Origin of the sequence: Sandaracinobacter sp. (assembly GCF_041909755.1) — a bacterium.
Taxonomy (GTDB): domain Bacteria; phylum Pseudomonadota; class Alphaproteobacteria; order Sphingomonadales; family Sphingomonadaceae; genus Sandaracinobacteroides.
Map to the genome: position 1 here is coordinate 1 of NZ_JAYRCW010000004.1, position 18,091 is coordinate 18,091.

The 18,091-nt window shown below is 66.5% G+C and carries 24 protein-coding genes; 20 read left to right on the plus strand and 4 right to left on the minus strand.

Annotated elements, in window-relative coordinates; genetic code table 11:
• Positions 1 to 202: 202 nt before the first annotated feature.
• The 9 genes from ACE3O8_RS01140 (at position 203) to ACE3O8_RS01180 (ending at position 6,570) form a co-directional block, all read left to right on the plus strand.
• A complete protein-coding gene (locus tag ACE3O8_RS01140) occupies positions 203 to 1,429 on the plus strand; it encodes a mechanosensitive ion channel family protein (protein WP_374385894.1) in 1,227 nt (408 codons plus the stop codon).
• Positions 1,430 to 1,544: 115 nt separating this feature from the next.
• Positions 1,545 to 2,003, plus strand: a complete 459-nt coding sequence (locus ACE3O8_RS01145; RefSeq protein ID WP_374385896.1) for a MaoC family dehydratase — start codon at positions 1,545 to 1,547, stop codon at positions 2,001 to 2,003.
• 67 nt (positions 2,004 to 2,070) lie between these two features.
• Positions 2,071 to 3,249 carry an acetyl-CoA C-acyltransferase gene (locus tag ACE3O8_RS01150; RefSeq protein WP_374386039.1) on the plus strand — a complete coding sequence of 393 codons (1,179 nt, stop codon included), beginning with the start codon at positions 2,071 to 2,073 and terminating at the stop codon, positions 3,247 to 3,249.
• Between the two features lie 122 nt (positions 3,250 to 3,371).
• A complete protein-coding gene (locus ACE3O8_RS01155) occupies positions 3,372 to 3,845 on the plus strand; it encodes a hypothetical protein (RefSeq protein ID WP_374385898.1) in 474 nt (157 codons plus the stop codon).
• The gene (locus tag ACE3O8_RS01160; protein ID WP_374385900.1) at positions 3,829 to 4,311 is read left to right on the plus strand and encodes a phage holin family protein; all 483 of its coding nucleotides are present in this window, start codon (positions 3,829 to 3,831) and stop codon (positions 4,309 to 4,311) included. The genes ACE3O8_RS01155 and ACE3O8_RS01160 overlap by 17 nt, the downstream gene beginning before the upstream one ends.
• A complete protein-coding gene (locus ACE3O8_RS01165; protein ID WP_374385902.1) occupies positions 4,298 to 5,017 on the plus strand; it encodes a DUF3618 domain-containing protein in 720 nt (239 codons plus the stop codon). The genes ACE3O8_RS01160 and ACE3O8_RS01165 overlap by 14 nt, the downstream gene beginning before the upstream one ends.
• Before the next feature lie 89 nt (positions 5,018 to 5,106).
• Positions 5,107 to 5,751 (plus strand): phospholipid-binding protein MlaC, encoded by a 645-nt coding sequence (locus tag ACE3O8_RS01170; RefSeq protein ID WP_374385904.1) that lies wholly within the window; start codon positions 5,107 to 5,109, stop codon positions 5,749 to 5,751.
• Positions 5,752 to 5,761: 10 nt separating this feature from the next.
• On the plus strand, positions 5,762 to 6,349 hold the full coding sequence (locus ACE3O8_RS01175; protein ID WP_374385906.1) for a gamma carbonic anhydrase family protein: 588 nt from the start codon (positions 5,762 to 5,764) through the stop codon (positions 6,347 to 6,349).
• The gene (locus ACE3O8_RS01180; protein ID WP_374385908.1) at positions 6,346 to 6,570 is read left to right on the plus strand and encodes a DUF4170 domain-containing protein; all 225 of its coding nucleotides are present in this window, start codon (positions 6,346 to 6,348) and stop codon (positions 6,568 to 6,570) included. The genes ACE3O8_RS01175 and ACE3O8_RS01180 overlap by 4 nt, the downstream gene beginning before the upstream one ends.
• Before the next feature lie 61 nt (positions 6,571 to 6,631).
• Here ACE3O8_RS01180 and ACE3O8_RS01185 read toward each other — a convergent pair whose 3' ends face one another.
• From ACE3O8_RS01185 to ACE3O8_RS01195, 3 genes are all read right to left on the minus strand, one after another.
• Positions 6,632 to 7,429 (minus strand): enoyl-CoA hydratase-related protein, encoded by a 798-nt coding sequence (locus tag ACE3O8_RS01185; RefSeq protein WP_374385910.1) that lies wholly within the window; start codon positions 7,427 to 7,429, stop codon positions 6,632 to 6,634.
• Between the two features lie 111 nt (positions 7,430 to 7,540).
• A complete protein-coding gene (locus ACE3O8_RS01190; protein ID WP_374385912.1) occupies positions 7,541 to 8,140 on the minus strand; it encodes a PAP/fibrillin family protein in 600 nt (199 codons plus the stop codon).
• A gap of 32 nt (positions 8,141 to 8,172) precedes the next feature.
• The gene (locus ACE3O8_RS01195) at positions 8,173 to 9,183 is read right to left on the minus strand and encodes an NAD(P)H-quinone oxidoreductase (protein ID WP_374385914.1); all 1,011 of its coding nucleotides are present in this window, start codon (positions 9,181 to 9,183) and stop codon (positions 8,173 to 8,175) included.
• Between the two features lie 58 nt (positions 9,184 to 9,241).
• Here ACE3O8_RS01195 and ACE3O8_RS01200 point away from each other — a divergent pair, with 58 nt between their 5' ends.
• The 11 genes from ACE3O8_RS01200 (at position 9,242) to ACE3O8_RS01250 (ending at position 17,606) form a co-directional block, all read left to right on the plus strand.
• On the plus strand, positions 9,242 to 9,439 hold the full coding sequence (locus ACE3O8_RS01200) for a DUF1192 domain-containing protein (RefSeq protein WP_374385916.1): 198 nt from the start codon (positions 9,242 to 9,244) through the stop codon (positions 9,437 to 9,439).
• Positions 9,436 to 10,077 carry a heme exporter protein CcmB gene (locus ACE3O8_RS01205; protein WP_374385918.1) on the plus strand — a complete coding sequence of 214 codons (642 nt, stop codon included), beginning with the start codon at positions 9,436 to 9,438 and terminating at the stop codon, positions 10,075 to 10,077. The genes ACE3O8_RS01200 and ACE3O8_RS01205 overlap by 4 nt, the downstream gene beginning before the upstream one ends.
• A gap of 75 nt (positions 10,078 to 10,152) precedes the next feature.
• On the plus strand, positions 10,153 to 10,890 hold the full coding sequence (locus ACE3O8_RS01210; protein ID WP_374385920.1) for a heme ABC transporter permease: 738 nt from the start codon (positions 10,153 to 10,155) through the stop codon (positions 10,888 to 10,890).
• Positions 10,891 to 10,901: 11 nt separating this feature from the next.
• On the plus strand, positions 10,902 to 11,024 hold the full coding sequence (gene ccmD / locus ACE3O8_RS01215) for a heme exporter protein CcmD (RefSeq protein WP_374385922.1): 123 nt from the start codon (positions 10,902 to 10,904) through the stop codon (positions 11,022 to 11,024).
• Entirely contained in the window at positions 11,024 to 11,497 is a 474-nt protein-coding gene (gene ccmE / locus ACE3O8_RS01220; RefSeq protein ID WP_374385924.1) for a cytochrome c maturation protein CcmE, read from the plus strand. The genes ccmD and ccmE overlap by 1 nt, the downstream gene beginning before the upstream one ends.
• Positions 11,494 to 13,422 carry a heme lyase CcmF/NrfE family subunit gene (locus ACE3O8_RS01225; RefSeq protein ID WP_374385926.1) on the plus strand — a complete coding sequence of 643 codons (1,929 nt, stop codon included), beginning with the start codon at positions 11,494 to 11,496 and terminating at the stop codon, positions 13,420 to 13,422. The genes ccmE and ACE3O8_RS01225 overlap by 4 nt, the downstream gene beginning before the upstream one ends.
• Before the next feature lies 1 nt (position 13,423).
• Positions 13,424 to 13,957, plus strand: coding sequence for a redoxin domain-containing protein (locus ACE3O8_RS01230; RefSeq protein WP_374385928.1), 534 nt, complete (start codon positions 13,424 to 13,426; stop codon positions 13,955 to 13,957).
• Positions 13,954 to 14,340, plus strand: a complete 387-nt coding sequence (locus tag ACE3O8_RS01235; RefSeq protein ID WP_374385930.1) for a cytochrome c-type biogenesis protein CcmH — start codon at positions 13,954 to 13,956, stop codon at positions 14,338 to 14,340. The genes ACE3O8_RS01230 and ACE3O8_RS01235 overlap by 4 nt, the downstream gene beginning before the upstream one ends.
• Positions 14,337 to 14,951, plus strand: coding sequence for a tetratricopeptide repeat protein (locus ACE3O8_RS01240; RefSeq protein WP_374385932.1), 615 nt, complete (start codon positions 14,337 to 14,339; stop codon positions 14,949 to 14,951). The genes ACE3O8_RS01235 and ACE3O8_RS01240 overlap by 4 nt, the downstream gene beginning before the upstream one ends.
• Positions 14,948 to 15,571, plus strand: a complete 624-nt coding sequence (locus ACE3O8_RS01245; RefSeq protein WP_374385934.1) for a glutathione S-transferase family protein — start codon at positions 14,948 to 14,950, stop codon at positions 15,569 to 15,571. Before ACE3O8_RS01240 ends, ACE3O8_RS01245 begins: the two co-directional genes overlap by 4 nt.
• A 139-nt stretch (positions 15,572 to 15,710) precedes the next feature.
• Entirely contained in the window at positions 15,711 to 17,606 is a 1,896-nt protein-coding gene (locus tag ACE3O8_RS01250) for a potassium transporter Kup (RefSeq protein WP_374385936.1), read from the plus strand.
• Positions 17,607 to 17,713: 107 nt separating this feature from the next.
• Here the strand turns inward: ACE3O8_RS01250 and ACE3O8_RS01255 are convergent, their stop codons facing one another.
• Positions 17,714 to 18,034 (minus strand): hypothetical protein, encoded by a 321-nt coding sequence (locus tag ACE3O8_RS01255; RefSeq protein ID WP_374385938.1) that lies wholly within the window; start codon positions 18,032 to 18,034, stop codon positions 17,714 to 17,716.
• Positions 18,035 to 18,091 lie beyond the last annotated feature (57 nt).

An 18,091-nucleotide genomic window follows, 5' to 3' on the forward strand; every position in this document is an offset into this window, starting at 1 on the left:
GACCGGTTGTAATGAAGGGCGATGCGGAAGCCGCGCGCGGCCAGTGCATCGGCAAGGGCACGGCCGACGCGCTTTGCGCCGCCCGTCACCAGCGCGATCGGGGCTTCGCCGGACTCCAGGCGGAATTCATCGGGCAGCAGCATGGTGCCAGCCATAGGGATGGCAGTTTGCCTCGGCTAGTGGGGTGCGGCTAGATGGCGCCATGTCCATTCCAGTTCCGAAAATCGCGGCGTCCGGCACGGCAGGCAAGGGCGCGCCGCTGTCCGAAAAAGCCACCGAGGATCTGCTGAGCCTGCCGGAACAGACCGAGCAGCTGACGCGCGAGCTGTTCCACTGGCTGCGGACAGACAGCCTGGGCCTGTTGGCCGGCTTGGCGATCGGCGCCCTACTTTACGGCCTGTTCTGGACGTTGCGGAGCTGGGCGCGACGGCGCCTGGCGCGCAGCTCGGTGTTCGGGACATGGGGCTGGGTGGCGCTCAGGGTGCTATCGAAAACCCGCAGCTTCTTCCTTGTGATGGTGTCCGCGCGGATCGTCACCAGCTTCTTCCAGGCCCCGGCGGCCTGGGAAGGGCTGATCGCATTCCTCTTCACGGTGGCCTCTGCGGTGCAGGGCGCCTTCTGGGTGCGCGAATTCCTGATCGCACTGGTCGAACGCAAGGCCGCCGCGCAGAGCGGCGACGCCACCATGTCGTCGGCGGTTGGCGTGCTCACCGTCCTGATCAATGTCGTGGTCTGGGCGTTCGCGCTGATCATCCTGCTGGACAACCTCGGCGTGAACGTCACGGCCCTGGTCGCCGGCCTCGGGATCGGGGGTATCGCGATCGGCCTTGCCGCGCAGGGCATATTTTCAGACCTGTTCGCCGCGCTGTCGATCCTGCTGGACCAGCCGTTCCGGCGCGGGGAAACAATCCAGATCGGCGGGCCGCAGGGGGTTGTCGGCACGGTGGAGCACATCGGGCTGAAGACCACCCGCCTGCGGGCGCTGTCAGGCGAAGTCGTCGTGATGTCGAACGCCAACCTGCTGAACCAGCAGATCAACAATTTCGCGGATTATTCGCACCGCCGCGTCGCGATGCTGATCGAGGTGATCTATCAGACGGATCCGAAGCTTCTGGACCGGATCCCGGCAGAGCTGGAGCGGATCGTGAACGGCGTGACGGACTGCCGCTTCGATCGCGCCCACCTGTTTCAGTTCGCGCCCTCGGCGCTGGATTACGAACTGGTGTTCACGGTGCAGAAGGCGGATCTTCAATCCATGTTCGATGCCCGCCAGGCCGTCATGATCGCCGCGATCCGCCGGTTCGGGGAACTGGGCATCCAGTTCGCCTTCCCGTCGCAGCTGAGCTTCCTGGCCGGGCCCGATGGTCACATCGTGGATCCCCACCCGCCCGGCGGCGGGTCGGCGGTTCCGCGGGGGCGGGCGCGCTGAAAGGGCTGAACGGGCAGGGCGCCGGCGCCGGGCCTCCTCTTTGCGGGGTTGCGCCCGGCAGGGGCAGTCGGCAAGGACGCAGCACATTCGAAACGCCATTTCCGGGGAGAGAGACATGGGGCGAGGACTTCCGCTTGCAGATTATCTGGCGCTGAAGGGCAAGGAACTGGGGACGTCGGACTGGATCCTGGTGGATCAGGCGCGGATCGACCAGTTCGCCGAGACGACCGGGGATCACCAGTTCATCCATGTGAACCCTGAACTGGCGAAACAGACGCCGTTCGGCACCACCATTGCGCACGGCTATCTCACCCTCTCGCTGCTGTCGGCGATGGCCTATGGCGTGCTGCCGGGGATCGAGGGCACGAAGATGGGCGTCAACTATGGCCTGAATTCGGTGCGCTTCCTGGCGCCGGTGAAAAGCGGCAAGCGGGTTCGCGGCCATTTCGCCATGAAGGATGTGAGCGAGCGTTCGCCCGGCGTCGTGCAGACGACGGTCGAGGTGAAGGTGGAGATCGAAGGTGAAGACAAGCCGGCGCTTGCGGCTGAGTGGGTCACCCTCGCCTATGTGTGATGCCTGATATGTGATTGCGGCGCGGCTTGCCGGCTGCGTCAACGGAATGGATCTGGGGAGAATCAAGATGCGTGAAGCCGTCATCGTTTCCACCGCCCGCACGCCGATCGGAAAGGCGCATCGCGGGGCGTTCAACGCAACCCTGACGCCGACGCTCGCGAGCCACGCCGTGAAGGCGGCCGTCGCGCGGGCAAAGCTGGACGGGCCCGAAATCGACGATGTCGTGATGGGCTGCGTCCTGACGCAGGGCTCCGGCGCGCCCAACATCGGTCGCCTCGCCCTGCTGCGCGCGGGGCTGCCCGTCACCGTGTCGGGCCAGACGATCGACCGGCAATGCTCGTCGGGCCTGATGGCGATCGCGACGGCAGCGAAGCAGATCATCGTGGACGGCATGCAGATCGCCGTCGGCGCGGGCGTCGATTCGATCTCCACCGTCCAGAACGACAAGTTCCGCGTGGAGGCCGACCCGGAGCTGATCGCCATCCACCAGACCGTTTACATGCCGATGATCGATACGGCCGAGACTGTGGCGGCCCGCTATGGCATCAGCCGCGACCGGCAGGATGAATATTCGCTCCAGTCGCAACAGCGCACGGCGGCGGCGCAGCAGGCCGGCCGCTTCGACGACGAGATCGTACCCGTGAAGGCCACCATGAAGATGGTGAACAAGGAGACGAAGGAAGTCTCCGAACATGTGATCACGCTGTCGAAGGACGAGGGCAACCGCCCGGAAACCACGCTCGAAGGGCTGAAGGGCCTCCAGCCGGTGCGCGGCCCGGGCAAGAACATCACCGCCGGAAACGCCAGCCAGCTGTCGGACGGGGCCTCCGCCTCGGTTCTGATGGAGGCGGGTGAAGCCGCACGACGGGGCCTGACGCCGCTTGGTCGCTATGTCGGCATGGCGGTGGCCGGCCTTGAGCCCGACGAAATGGGGATCGGCCCCGTCTATGCCATTCCCAAGCTGCTGAAGCAGCATGGCCTGAAGGTGGACGATATCGGCCTGTGGGAGCTGAACGAGGCGTTTGCGGTGCAGGTTCTCTATTGCGCCGACAAGCTGGGCATCCCGATGGATCGGCTGAATGTGGATGGCGGGGCCATTTCCATCGGCCATCCGTTCGGCATGTCCGGGGCACGGCTCGTCGGCCATGCGCTGATCGAAGGAAAGCGCCGGGGCGTGAAGCATGTCGTGGTGACGATGTGCGTGGGCGGCGGCATGGGGGCTGCCGGCCTGTTCGAGGTTCTCTGATCCCCGCTGCCGGCTGGCAGCCATTCCCCTGAAGGGGGTTGGAACCGGCCGGCAGCCACCCTAACTAGTCAGGTGAGAGAGGTTTTGCCCCCATAGCCGGGGCGCTGGATGAGGAGCTGACCATGGCAACCAACGGCAAGACCATCACCGACCTGGCCGACGACGTGGCGGGCAAGGCCCGGACGGCGTCGAAAAAGGCGGCCGATAAGGCTTCGGACGTGATCGTCGAAGTGAAGGGCGAAGCAGCCGAGATCTTCGAGAAGGCGGGTGCAGGCGCCAAAACTGCAGCCTCGACCGGCAAGGACTACGCAGCCGAAGGGCTGGCGGGTCTGGCCGACGCCGCGCGGCAGATTGCCGGCAAGCTGGGCGATTCCCCGTCTGACAGCGGCAATGCCAAGGCGGCCGAATTTGCCCGCAAGGCTGCGGACTCGATCGACAAATTCTCCACCAAGCTTCGCGAGAAGGAAGTGGACGAAATTGCCGAGGACGCCCGCAGCGCCGTCCGCAACAACCCCGCCATCGCTGTCGGCGCGGCGGCCGTTATCGGCTTTGCCCTTGCTCGTTTCCTGAAGGGTTCGGGTGGCCGCGAGGCCTGAGTTCGACAGCGGCGAACCGGGCGCAGCCGAACCACGGCGGCGCTCGATCGTCGAAACCTGGACCGAGGTTGTCGCGGATGCCGGCGGCCTCGTCCGGGCGGAAGCGGCGCTTGCCAGGGCCGAGACGGAACGGAACCTGAAGCTGATCGGCCGCGAATCGGCCAAGATCGTGATCGGCGGCATGCTGGCGCTGATGGCGCTGGTGTTCCTGACGATTGCGGCCGTGGTGGCGTTGTCGGAATTCATCGGCCTGCTGCTGGCTCTGCTGGTTGTCGCCGTCCTTTGCCTTGGGGCCGGCTGGTTGCTGGTCTCGAAGGGGCTGGACGGCGTATCCGGCCAGCCGATCCTGCCCGAACGCGTGCTGAAACGGATGGGCCGGGACCTGGATCTGCTGGCGGATCGGGCGCCCCTGCCCGAGGTGCCGGGCAGGCCGGCGGAGAGCGGGGGCGTTCGTGAAGCGGCCTGAGGCGGACGATGTGCGGATGGAGGCCCTGAGGGCCGAAGCCAATGCCAGGCGCATGCGGCTGGCGGGAAATCTGGATGAGCTGTCGGTCCGCATGCGGCCCGGCAACCTGGTGCAGGAAGCCAGGGACAGGGCCTGGGCGGAGGTGGATCGAGTGACGGATGACGTTCTGAACATTGCCGAGGATCTCGTGCACGACAGCATGGACTGGGTGCGCGACAATCGAACCCTTGTCGCGGGCGGAGGGCTCGTCGGGCTGGCAGCTGCCGGCCTCGCCTGGTTTGCCACCCGGAAGAAGCCAACGCCGCTTTATGCGGCTTATGACATGGAGGATCCCCTGATGACCGACACGGATGACGCGCTGTCCGCAAAGGCGGCCACGGCCTGGGGTAAGGTGAAGGAAGAGGCCGTCCACCTGACGGAGAAGGCCGAAGGCAGCTATTATGCCGCCCGCTCGCGCGCGGCAGACCTGACGGCCGATGCGAAGGAGCGCGCCGCCGAAGCTGCCGTCGTCGCCCGCCAGAAGGCACATGAAGCCGCCGAGGCTGCCCGCGATGCTGCCGAAAAGGCCCGGATCGCGGCCGGCGAAGCGGGAGACTGGGCGAAGAAGCAGCCGCAGGAAAATCCGGCGACGGTGGTGCTGGTGGCGCTTGCCGCCGGCGCCCTGATCGGCGCGCTGCTGCCGGCTTCCGGCCGCCGCCGCGCCTGATCCGGCGTTCAGCAGCCAGAAAGTCGTTTCATGGAAAGGGGTTGGCCGAACGGCCGGCCCCTTTTCAGTGCCAGCCCCCAGACCGGAGCATGGAATTGAAGCCCATCACCCTTGCACTTGCGATTGCCCTGGCCGTTCCGGCCGCCTTCGCCATGCCCGCCGCGGCGCAGACGGCCGCCAGCGGCCCCGCCACCCCGGCGCAGCAGAAGGCGGCGGCCGACTTCATCGATGGCCTTGCGAACCAGGCCTTCGGCGTGCTGCGCGACAAGAGCCTGACGCGGGATCAGGCGCGGACGAAGTTTCGCACCCTGCTGCGCGCGAATTTCGATGTGGACGGCACCGGCCTGCGGCTGATTCGGGCCTATCGGGCGCCGGGCAGCCCGATCAAGCTGACCGACGCGCAGGTGAACGCCTATCGCGCTGCGCTGCCGGATTTCATCGTCAACACCTATTCGGACCGGCTGTATGACTTCGCGACCGCGAAGGTGACGGTGGTGCGCACCGTTCCGCGCGGCAACCGCGGCGAAGTGGACGTGTTCACGCGCATCACCGATCCCAAGGGCGGCAAGCCGATCGACGCGATCTGGCAGGTGAAGCCCGGCGCGAAGCCGCTGGTTTCGAACATCACCGTGAACGGCGTGAACGTCGCGCTCACGCAGGAAGCCGACTTCAAGGCCTATATCGAGAAGAACGGCTTCGATGCGCTTGTGGACTTCATGAAGAAGGCCAAATAACCTGCCCGCCATGAGCGGGAACAGCGAACTTGATCTGTCGGCGGCGGCCTTCGTCCATCCCAGCGCCCTTCTCTATGGGAAGGTGCGGATGGGGGAGGGCAGCTCCATCTGGTGCAATGCGGTGATCCGGTCGGAAGCCGCGCATGTGGATATCGGGGCCTTCACGAACATCCAGGATTTCGTGATGATCCATACGGATCCCGGCCGGCCGGTGGTGATCGGAAGCCATTGTTCCATCACCCACCACGCCACCATCCATGGCTCCAGCATCGGCAACAATGTGCTGGTGGGCATCAATGCCACGATCTACGGCGGCTCCCACATCGGGGACAATTCGATCGTGGGCCAGCACGCCTATGTGAAGGATGGCACCATCGTGCCGCCCAATTCGATCGTGGTGGGCAGCCCGGCCAAGGTGATCCGCATGGCCAACAGCTGGGTCGCGAACCGGATGAACGCGCTCTTCTATCACCGCAATGCGCTTGCCTATGCGCAGGGCGACCACCGCGCCTGGGAAGGGCCGGAGTTCGATGCATGGCTGCAATCCATGCTCAGCCGCTTGACCGAGGAATTCCGCGCACTAGAGGCCGCCGCATGAGCAAACTGCATCTTGTGTTCGGCGGCCGGGTGAAAGACCCGCGCGGCCATGATTTCGAGGATCCGTCGGCCCTGCACATCGTGGGCATCTTCCCCGACTACGCCACGGCGGAAGCCGCCTGGCGCGGGGAAGCCCAGCGCACGGTGGACGACGCGCAGATGAAATATGTGGTGGTGCATCTGCACCGCCTGCTGGAACCGGCGGTCGATCCACAGGGTTGAGGCCCGGCGGATTGCGCGGACGGGGGGAGGGCCGGGAAACCCGGCCCTCCCAAGTGTCGTCTCAGCGACCCTTCCAGACGGGCGCGCGCTTCTCGAGGAAGGCGACGGGGCCTTCCTTCGCATCTTCCGAGCTGAAAACCAGCGCCGAAGTCTTGTTGGAGATCTTCCACAGCTCCTCTTCGGCCGCATCGAAGCTCATGCGGGAGACCTTCAGCGATTCGCGCACCGACAGCGGCGCGTTCACGCTGATCGCCTTTGCCAGCGCGACGGCCTCGTCCAGCACCTTGTCGGCCGTGGTCAGCCGGTTCACCAGGCCCAGCGCATAGGCGCGGGGCGCGTCGATCGGATCGCCCGTCGCCACCAGTTCATAGGCGATCGCGGCCGGCAGCCGCCGGGTCAGACGGAACACGCCGCCGGCGCCCGCGAACAGGCCGCGCTTCACTTCGGGCAGGCCGAACCGGCTGTTGTCGGATGCCACGATCATGTCGCAGCTCAGCGCCAGTTCGCAGCCGCCGGCCAGTGCCGGCGCAGCAACGGCCGCGATCCACGGCTTTTCCCGCTTCGCACGGGCCAGCCCGCCAAAGCCGCCGTCCGGCGTGGAGAGGGTGTGGCCCCGCCCCTTGGAGATTTCGGACAGGTCCGCGCCGGCGGAAAAGGCGCCGTCGGAGGTGGAGGCCAGGATCACCACGCGGATGTCCGGGTTCGCCTCCGTCTCCTTCACGATCCAGTCCATCGCGGCCGCAAGGTCGCCGTTCACCGCGTTCCGCTTGTCAGGGCGGTTCAGCCGCACAAGGCCGATATGGCCTTCGACGACTTCGTAGAGGACTTCGCGGCCAACGCCGTCGGGCTTCTCGCTCATCATGATCTCCCCATCAGGCCCGGCTTGCGGGCACACACAGGGCATAGGCGACACCATGGCGGCAGGGCGACCTGAACAATGTCAGGGGGGATTGCCCGGCGGGCCGGGATCTCAGCTGTCGCGGCTCCACATCATGGGGGCTGGATCCAGCCGTTCCAGGATATAGAGGCTGCCATAGGCGCCCCGAACCAGCCGGAAGCCGTCGTCCAGATAGGTCACTTCGGTCTTCAGCGAATCGACACGGCCCCCCGTCGCCGGAATCCGCACCGGGGATCCCGGCCCGAACAGCAGGGCATCGGTGTAGCGGATGTCGATCGTCTGGTCGTCCTCCGCCTCGTAGCGGCCGGCGTTCACGATGATCCCGGGCGTGCCGTCATCGAACAGGATGTGGATCACATTGTCGTAGAGGCCGGTCCGGGGATCGATCTCGTTGTACAGTTCCACCACCTCCACCGGATCGGCCGGCAGCGTTCCCAGCGACAGCTGGGCAAGCGTGGTGCGCCGCTGCAGCTCGAAGTTGGAATAGAGCAGCCGCCAGCGGCCGCGCAGCAGGCTGGCGGCGCGGGCCGGTTCCGGGGTGGGGTTCATCCCCTCAAGCTCGGTGGCGAGTTCGCGGATGCGGGCGGTCGCGGCCGGCCCTGCACGAAAACCGACTTCGGTTTCCGCGCCAAGGGTCGCGAGTTCCTGCTTGATGGTCGAGGCGTGACGCATGGCTTGAAATGGCGCTTCGTGAGGGCTTTTCGTCAACCTCCCGCAGAGGTGAGGGTAAGGGCAATCTTGCCGATGTGGCCGCCCTGTTCCATCAGCCTGTGCGCGGCCTCCGCCTGTTCCAGCGGAAACTCCCTGAACAGGTGCGCTTTCAGCGTGCCATCCGCGAAATGCGGCCAGACCTCGGTTTTCAGCGCCTGCGCGAGTTCCCCCTTTTCGGAAACGCTGCGCGGGCGCAGCAGCGACCCCGTCACATGCAGTCGGCGGCGCATCACGAAGCTGATGTCCAGCTCCAGCCGTCCGCCCTTCTGGAAGGCGATGGAAACATGCCGCCCGCCGTCTTTCAGCGAGGCGAGGTTCCGCGGGAAATATTCGCCGCCCACCATGTCCAGCACCACGTCAACGCCGCGTCCGCCGGTCAGCTCGCGAACGATGGGGGCGAAATCGCCGTCGCGATAATTGATGGCGTGGGTGGCGCCCTTTGCCAGCGCCGCCTCGCATTTCGCATCGGTGCCGCAGGTCACGATGATGTCCAGGCCGCGCAGCCGTGCGAAATCGATCGCCGTCACCCCGATGCCGGACGTGCCGCCATGCACCAGCAGCGATTCGCAGGATTGGCAGTGGGCGAGATCATGCAGGTTCGCCCATACCGTGAACCAGGTTTCCGGCAGGGTCGCGGCCTCTGCGAAGCGCATGCCGGGGGGCACGGGCAGGCATTGAACGGCAGGTGCCGCCACATAATCGGCATAGGCGCCGCCCGAAACAAGCGCCGTCACCGGATCGCCGACAGCCAGGCTGTCCACGCCGTCGCCCAAGGCAACCACTTCGCCTGCGGCTTCAAGGCCCAGGATCGTGGAGGCGCCCGGCGGCATCGGATAGAGCCCCATGCGTTGCAGAACGTCGGGCCGGTTCACGCCGGCGGCATGCACCCGGATCAGCACCTCGCCGGGGCCGGGGGAGGGCACAGGCCGTTCCACGATTTCAAGGACATCGGGGCCACCCGGCCGGGCCGGATCGATCGCGCGCATCAGGTTCGGAACTGTCATGCCGCAATCGTTGCTGGGGCGCGCGCGAAAGTGCAAGAGTGCCGCGCAGGAGGCGCCCATGGACGTTGAAGATTTCCTCACCCGGCGGCCTGAAAGCCCGCTTGCTCTGCTGATGCGCGAAGATCTGGAGCGGCTTTCGGTGGATGAACTGGCCGAACGCATCGCCCTGCTGGAAGGCGAAGTGGCGCGGACAAAGGCGAAGCGCGATTCGGCCACGGCCTTCCGCTCGGCAGCGGATTCGCTGTTCCGGAAATGAGCCTGTTCGGAAAGCTGATCCGGCGGGATCTGTCCCTGATGGCCGCCCGGCCGGGGGAGTGGCTGATGCCGCTCGCCTTTTTCCTGCTGGTGGCGCTGCTGCTGCCCTTCGCCATCGGGCCGGAACCCGGCCTGCTGGCACGGCTGGCGCCGGGCATCCTGTGGGTCGGCGCGCTGCTCGCCAGCCTGATTCCCGTTTCCACGCTGTTCGCGCTCGATTCGGCGGATGGCACGCTGGATCAGCTGCTGGTGCGCGGCGTGGCCGCCGAAACGCTGGCGGCTGCCCGGCTGATCGCCCTGTGGCTGGGCTTCGGCCTGCCGCTGCTGCTGGCGGCCCCCGTCGCCTCGCTGATGCTGGGTTATCCGTTCGGTGCGCTGCGGCACCTGTTGCCCGGCCTTCTGGCAGGTGCGCTGGGCCTTTCCGCGCTGGCGATCGTGGCAGGATCGGTCACGCTGGGCGCCAGGGGTGGGGCAGGGCTGGTGGCGCTGCTGGTGATCCCGCTCGCCATTCCGCTGCTGCTGTTCGGCAGCAGCCCGGCGGAACCGGGCGCGTTGGGGCTGGCGGTGGCGACAGCGCTGCTGCTGGCGGCGGTGGCGCCGTTCGCAGCCGGCGCGGCGCTGCGCGCCTCACGCGGTTGATCGGCCGATCATCCCTGCGGCAAGCTGTGGGGCTGACGGCTTGCGAATTCCCATGCTAGGGCCGAATGCACATCCATGGCTGCCCCCGATCTTCACGCTCTGGCCAATCCGCTTCGCTTCCAGCGGTTCGCAACGGTCCTGACCCCCTGGCTTCTGCTGCCGGGCCTGGGGCTGCTGGGCATTGGCCTGTGGCGCGGGCTGTTCCTGGCGCCGCCCGACTATCTTCAGGGCGACATGGTGCGGATCATGTATGTGCATGTGCCGGCGGCCTGGTTCGCGCTGGGCGGCTATCTGGGCATGGCGATTGCGGCCCTGTCGGCGCTCGTCTGGAAGCATCCGCTGGCTGCGCTCAGTGTGCGCGCCATTGCGCCTGTCGGGGCCATGTTCGCGGCCATCTGCCTGATCACGGGCTCCATCTGGGGCAAGCCCAGCTGGGGCACCTGGTGGGTGTGGGATGGCCGGCTCACCTCCATGCTGGTGCTGTTCCTACTCTATCTGGGGGTCATCGCCCTCATCCACCTGCACGAGGACAGGGCGCGCGGACTGAAGATGGCGGGGTTCCTGGCGATCGTCGGCACCATCAATCTGCCCATCATCAAGTTCAGCGTGGAATGGTGGAATACCCTGCACCAGCCGGCGTCCATCCGCGTGTCGGGCAGCTCCATCCATCCCGAGATGCTGGCCCCGCTGATGCTGTCTGCGCTGGGATTTCTGCTGCTGTTCGCGGCGCTGGTGCTGATCCGCATGCGCACGCTGATCGCGGAACAGCGGCTGGACATGCGCGCCCTGCGCCGCGCCGCGCGGGCGGGCTGAGGACCGAGAACATGCCGCATCTTCCCTTCATCATTGCCGCCTATGCGGTCACGCTCGCCGGCCTCGGCGGGCTCATCATCTGGTCGCTCCTCCGTCTGCGAAGGGCGGAACGCGCATTGGGCGGAGAGGATTGATGGCAGCCGCCAAACCCAAGCGGCAAAGGCTGGTGCTGGCGCTGGCGGCGCTGGCCGTTCTGGCGATCGCGGGTGTCATCGCCGCCTTCGCGCTTCAGGATACGGCGTCCTATTTCCGCACGCCGTCCGATCTGTCGGGCGAACGCCCGCAACCGGGGGAGACATTCCGTCTGGGCGGCCTCGTCAAGGGGGGCTCCGTCAGCCGGTCGGCAGACGGGCTGGTGCTGCATTTCACCGTGACCGACATGAAGGCGGAAACGCCGGCCAGCTACCGCGGCATCGTGCCGGATCTGTTCCGCGAAAATCAGGGCGTGATCGCGACAGGCAGCCTCGATGCGCAGGGCCGCTTCGTGGCGCAGGAGCTGCTCGCCAAGCATGACGAGAATTACATGCCCCCCGAAGTGGCGAAGAAGCTGGAGGAACATGGGCATCCGGTGGGGCAGGGCACGCCCGGGCGGGCCGGGGGCGCATGATCCCCGAACTCGGCCATCTGGCGCTGTGGCTCGCAGCCGCGGCGGCGCTGTTGCAGGCGTTCGCCCCTTCGATCGGCCTGTGGCGCCGGGATGAAGGCCTGATCGCCCTCGCCCGGCCGTCGGCGGTCGCGCAGGCGCTGCTGACGCTCCTCGCCTTCGGTGCGCTCACCTGGGCCTTCTGGGTGTCCGATTTCTCGGTGAAGCTCGTCACCAGCAACAGCCACAGCCTGAAGCCCGACATGTACCGGCTGACCGGCGTGTGGGCGAACCACGAAGGCTCGCTGCTGCTGTGGGTGATGGTCATGGCGCTGGCGGGCGCCGCCGTGGCGCTCGCCCCGGCGACGCTGGGCGCACGATTCCGCGCCCGGGTGCTGACGGTGCAGGCCTTCGTGGCGCTCGGCTTCTTCGCCTTCCTGCTCATCGCCTCCAATCCGTTCGAACGGGTCTCGCCCGCCCCGACGGAAGGCCTGGGCCTGAACCCGCTGCTCCAGGATCCGGGCCTCGCCTTCCATCCGCCGCTTCTCTACCTCGGCTATGTCGGCTTTTCCGTCGCCTTCGCCTTCGCGGTGGCTGGCATGCTGGAAGACAAGGTCGGCCCGGCATGGGCGCGGGCGACACGCCCCTGGGTGGCGGGCGCCTGGGCTTTCCTGACGCTCGGAATCGCACTCGGCAGCTTCTGGGCCTATTATGAACTGGGCTGGGGCGGCTGGTGGTTCTGGGATCCGGTTGAAAATGCTGCCCTGATGCCGTGGCTGGCGGGGACCGCGCTGCTGCATTCCATCGCCGTGGTGATGAAGCGCGACGCGCTAAGGGCCTGGACGCTGCTGCTCGCGGTCGCGGCCTTCTCGCTTTCGATGATGGGCACCTTCATCGTCCGATCGGGCCTGCTCACCTCTGTCCACGCCTTTGCCGTCGATCCCACGCGCGGTCTGTTCCTGATGGTGCTGATGGCGCTCTATATCGGCGGCGCGCTCACCATCTATGCGCTGGCCGCCGGGCGCGTGGCCGAAGGGCGTCAGTTCGCGCTGGTCAGCCGGGAATCGGCCCTTGTCGCCAACAATCTGCTGATGTCGGCCATTCTCGGCGTCGTGTTGCTCGGCACGCTCTATCCGATGGCGCTGGAAGCGGCGGGCGGCGCACAGATTTCCGTCGGCCCGCCCTATTTCAACCGCACGACGCTGCCGATGCTGCTGCTGGCAGCGATCCTGATGGCGATTGCCCCCTTCCTTGGCTGGCGGCGCAGCGCGACAGGCCATCTCTCCGCGCGCCTGCTGCCGGCGGGGATCGCGGCTGCGGCTGTGGCCGTCGTTGCGATCTGGCCTCTGGGTGTCAGGGGCGTCGGCGCTCTCATGGGCTTCGGGGTCGCGGCCTGGCTGGGGGTCGCCAGCCTGTCGATGCTGGTGCAGCGCGGCCTCACCCTGAACATTGCCGGCATGGCGTTTGCGCATCTGGGGGTCGCCGTGTCGATCCTGGGGGCGACAGCCTCCGGCGCCCTCCAGCGGGAGGCGCTGGTATCGCTACGGGTGGGCGACGCGGTCGAGATGGGCCCCTGGGTCGCCGAGCTTGTCGATGTCCGCCCGGTGGCCGGCCCCAACTGGACGGCGATCGAAGCGACTCTGGATGTCCGTCGTGGCGGTCGGCCGGTGGCGGTGCTGAAGCCGCAGTCGCGCATGTTCATTGCCCCGCCTCAGGAAACGACGGAAGCGGGCCGTGCCGGCTGGTGGGGCGGGGAAGTCTATTCGGTTTTGGGCAAGCCGGACGGCACCGGGCGCTGGCAGATTCATCTCTGGGTGAAGCCGCTGGTCCGCCTGATCTGGTGGGGCGGGCTGCTGATGGCGTTCGGTGGATTGCTGGCGCTGGGTGGCCGGGTGCGGGCGCGTTTCCCGCGCCGCCGCCCGCGCGCAGCCCAGCCGCAGGCCGCCTGAGATGCCGGGTCGGTTCCGCCTTGTGTGGCTACTGCCGCTCCTGCTGTTCGCCGGGCTTGTCGCGCTGATGGCAAATCATCTGGGCGCGCCGCAGCAGCAGTTGATCCGCAGCCAGATGGTCGGCAAGCCGCTTGCCGGTTTCGCGCTGGATGGCGTGGCCGGGGCACCGGGCCTGTCGCTGGCTGACCTGCAGGGGGGCGGGCCGGTGCTGGTGAACATATTCGCCAGCTGGTGCCTGCCTTGCGCGGTGGAGGCGCCGCAGCTTCAGACGCTTCAGACCCGCGGCGCGGTCATTCACGGAATCGCGCTTCGGGACCGGCCGCAGGATGTGGAGGCCTTCCTTGCCCGCCACGGCAATCCTTTCAGCCGCATCGGACAGGATCCGGGTGGGCGCATGATGCTGGCCTTCGGGGCGTCGGGCGTGCCGGAAACCTATGTCATCGATGGCAGGGGCGTTGTTCGTTACCAGCATCTGGGCGAAATCCGCCCGGAACATGTCGCCCCGCTGCTGGCAGAGCTGGAGAAGGCGCGATGAAGCCGTTTGCCATTGCCCTTCTGATCCTCGCCGCGTCGCCCCTCCATGCGGAACCGCCGCCACCGCCTGATGTGCCGCTTCAGAACCCGGCGCAGGAAGCGAAGGCGAAGGCCCTGATGGCTGAGCTTCGCTGCCTGACCTGCCAGAATCAGACCATCGCCGATTCGAACGCCGCCCAGGCGCAGGCCATGCGCGCCGAAGTGCGGGAGCGGATCGCAGCCGGTGAAGAGCCTGAAGCCGTGCGCGCCTTCTTCGTGGAGCGTTACGGGGATTGGGTCAGCTTCGTTCCCCCCGCCCGGCAGGATACCGCGCTTCTGTGGGCTGCACCCTTGCTGTTCCTGGCGATCGGCATCGCACTCGTGGCGCGGAGATTCCGGAAATGAAATGGCAACCCGTCCTGGCCGTCGCGATTGCGCTGGCCGCCGGCCTCGGGGGCTATGCGATGGTCGGGCGACCGGGCCTTCAATCCGCCCCCGCGCCAAGATTCCAGCCGAACCCTGACCTCACGCCGCAGGCCGAACAGGCCTCGAAGGCGCTGCTCGACAATTTTGGCGATGTCCGCGCCTGGCTGACCCTGTCTGACGCGCTGATTCGGGCGAAGCGGACAGAAAGTGCCGTGGCAGCTTTGCAAAGCGCGCTGGAAGCGATTCCGGGCAATGCGGATCTGTGGGTGCAGATGGGGGTGGCCCTCGTCGCCCATGCTGACGGCGAGGTGGTTCCCGCAGCAAGGCTCGCCTTCGATCGCGCCGCGCGGCTTTCGCCTGAGCATCCGGCGCCCAGCTATTTCCTGGGTCTTGCCTGGCTGCAATCCGCCGAAGTGGATCGCGCGCTGGAAACCTGGCGCGCGCTTCAGGCCCGCAGCGCCCCCGATGCGCCCTGGCGACCCTTGCTCGATCGTCAGATTGTGGTGGCCGAAACCATGAAGCAAATGGGGGTGGGGCAGGGGATGATGCCGCAGCCCGGCATGGCCGCCCAGGGGGAGAGCGCGCGATGATCCGTGTCCATCATCTGAACAACAGCCGTTCCCAGCGGATTCTCTGGCTGCTGGAAGAGCTTGGATTGCCCTACGAAATCCTGAACTATCAACGGGATGCCGTCACGAACCTCGCCCCGCCCGAGCTGGAGGCAGTGCATCCGCTGGGCAAGTCGCCCATGCTGGACTTCGACGGGCGGTTGCTGATCGAATCCGGCGCGATCATCGAAACGGTGATCCGCAAGGCCGGCGGCGGACGTCTGACCCCCGCCGCCGACAGCCCGGATCATGATCGCTACATCATGTGGCTCCACTATGCCGAAGGTTCGGCCATGTTGCCGCTGATGCTCCAGCTCTATGTCGGCCGCCTGGGGGAAGGGGGCGCACCGCTGAAGCCCCGGATCGACAGCGAGATCGCGCGTCACCTGGGCTGGGTGGAATCCGAGCTCACCGGCCGGGACTGGCTGGTGGGCGGGGATATCACGGGCGCGGACATCCAGATGAGCTTCGTCGGTGAGGTTGCTGGTGTGTTCGGCGTCCGCGGCCAGTATCCGGCGATCGATGCCTGGGTTCGCCGCTTCCAGATGCGGCCGGCCTATCAGCGCGCATTGGAAAAGGGCGGGCCCTACGCCTTCCTCTGACCCCCCCGTTGCTGCTGCTGCGAAACGGTGCTAGCGCCCCGGCTATCAGACCTCGCGAGAGGCCGCCGTTGCACGGTGAAAATATGAGATTCGGTTGCCGCTTCCAACGGTTCGGGACGATCGCGCAAGGTTGGCGCGGATGACATCAACAGGATCGGATCATGCCGGCTCAGCCCATGCGAAGGATGGGCTGCCGAAGCTGATGCTCGGCGCGCTGGGGGTCGTCTTTGGCGACATCGGCACCTCGCCGCTCTACGCTCTCAGGGAAACCTTTGCCGGGCACCATCCGCTGCCGGTTGATCCCTATCACATCCAAGGCGTCATCAGCCTGATCTTCTGGACGATGATGCTGATCGTCACGGTGAAATATGTGGGCATCATCCTGCGTGCCGACAATCGTGGGGAGGGCGGGACGATCGCACTCCAGGCGCTGCTGATGCGGCACGGCCATGGGCGGCGCTGGGCGCCCTGGGTGGTCGTGCTGGGCATTTTGGCAACCGCCCTGTTCTTCGGGGAAAGCATCATCACGCCCGCAATCTCGGTGCTGTCCGCCGTCGAGGGGCTGACTGTGGTTGAGGCGAAGCTTCAGCCGCTGGTGTTGCCGATCTCGATCGGGATCATCGTCGCGCTGTTCCTGATCCAGGCCTATGGCACATCCAAGGTGGGGGCGTTGTTCGGGCCGATCACGCTCGTCTATTTCCTCACGCTGGCGACGCTGGGCGTGATCAACATCCTCGCCAACCCGGTGATCCTGCAGGCGCTTTCGCCGCACCACGCGGTCAACTTCTTCCGGACAGATGGGCTGCTGGCGTTTCTCGCGCTGTCATCGGTGGTGCTGGCCGTCACGGGGGCCGAAGCGCTCTACGCCGACATGGGGCATTTCGGCCGCAATCCCATCAAGCTCAGCTGGATGACGATCGTTCTGCCGTCGCTGATGCTGTGCTATCTCGGGCAGGGCGCGCTGCTGATCGGGGATCCGTCCGCCATCCGCAATCCCTTCTTCCTTCTGGCGCCGGAACATCTGCGGCTTCCGCTCGTGATCCTTGCCACCATGGCGACGGTCATTGCCTCGCAGGCGGTGATTTCGGGCGCCTTCTCCATCACCCGGCAGGCCGTCCAGCTCGGCTATCTGCCGCGCCTCAGGATCCTGCACACCTCGGCGTCGACGGAAGGTCAGATCTATATCCCCTTCATCAACTGGACGCTGCTGGTGCTGGTGATCATCCTGGTCCTCGGCTTCGAAACCTCCTCCAACCTGGCGGCCGCCTATGGCATTTCCGTCACCGGCACGATGTTCATCTCCACCTGCATGATGGGGATCCTGATCCTCTATGTATGGAAATGGAACCGCTGGCTGGCAGGGCTGGTGATCGGCACATTCCTGATCATCGACGGGGCCTATTTCAGCGCGAACCTGACGAAGATTCCCGATGGCGGCTGGTTCCCGCTGGCGATCGGCCTGTTCGCCTTCACCCTGCTCACGACATGGGCGCGCGGCCGCTACCTGATGAACCAGCGCCTCACCGAATCGGCGATGCCGATGGAGGTGTTCATCAAGTCGGCTGCGCGGACGGCGACGCGGGTGCATGGAACCGCCGTCTTCATGACGTCCACGCCGCAGGGCGTGCCGCATGCGCTGCTTCACAATCTGAAGCACAACAAGGTGCTGCACGACCGCATCCTGATCCTGACGGTGGTGATCGACGAGATTCCCTTCGTCGACCTGGAGGACAGGGTGGAAGTCGTCGATCTCGGCGAGAATTTCTACCGGATGATCCTGCGCTACGGCTTCATGCAGCAGCCCGACGTGCCCGCCACGCTGAAGATCGTGGAAAACTGCGGCCCGCAGATCAAGATGATGGACACCAGCTTCTTCCTCGCCCGCCAGACGCTTCTGCCCTCCGAGCGGCCGGGGATGGCGATCTGGCGCGAAAAGCTGTTCGCCTGGATGCTGCGCAACGCGGAATCCGCGATGGAGTTCTTCAAGCTGCCGACCAACCGCGTCGTCGAGTTGGGGAGCCAGGTCGAGATCTGAGACGGGCCGGTAACGCCGCAAGGCACCACGGCAACAGGCACTACGGCAAAAAAGAAGGGCCGCGATCCGAAGATCGCGGCCCTTCCGCTTTTCAGCTTGAAAGTCGCTTACTTGGCGACTTCGGCAGCCTTTTGCTCGACAGCAGCAGCAGCCGCTTCGACTTCGCCAGCAGCAGCGGCGGTCGCGTCGGCGGCAGCGGCGGTCGCGCCGGCAGCAGCGTCGGTGGTGGCAGCAGCGGCCGTGTCGGCAGCAGCGTCAACCGTGGCGGCAGCGGCGTCAGCCGTGGTGGCAGCAGCTTCAGCGGTGGCGTCGGCAGCAGCGGCCGTGTCGGCAGCGGCTTCGGCGGTCGCGTCGGCGGCCTTCTTTTCGCCGCAAGCGGCGAGGACGGCGAGGCTGGCAACGGCAGCGATGGTGAGAGCCTTGTTCATTCTGACCTCCTGATCGGGCACATGTCCCAAGTTGTTGCAGGCCATGGGGGCAAACCC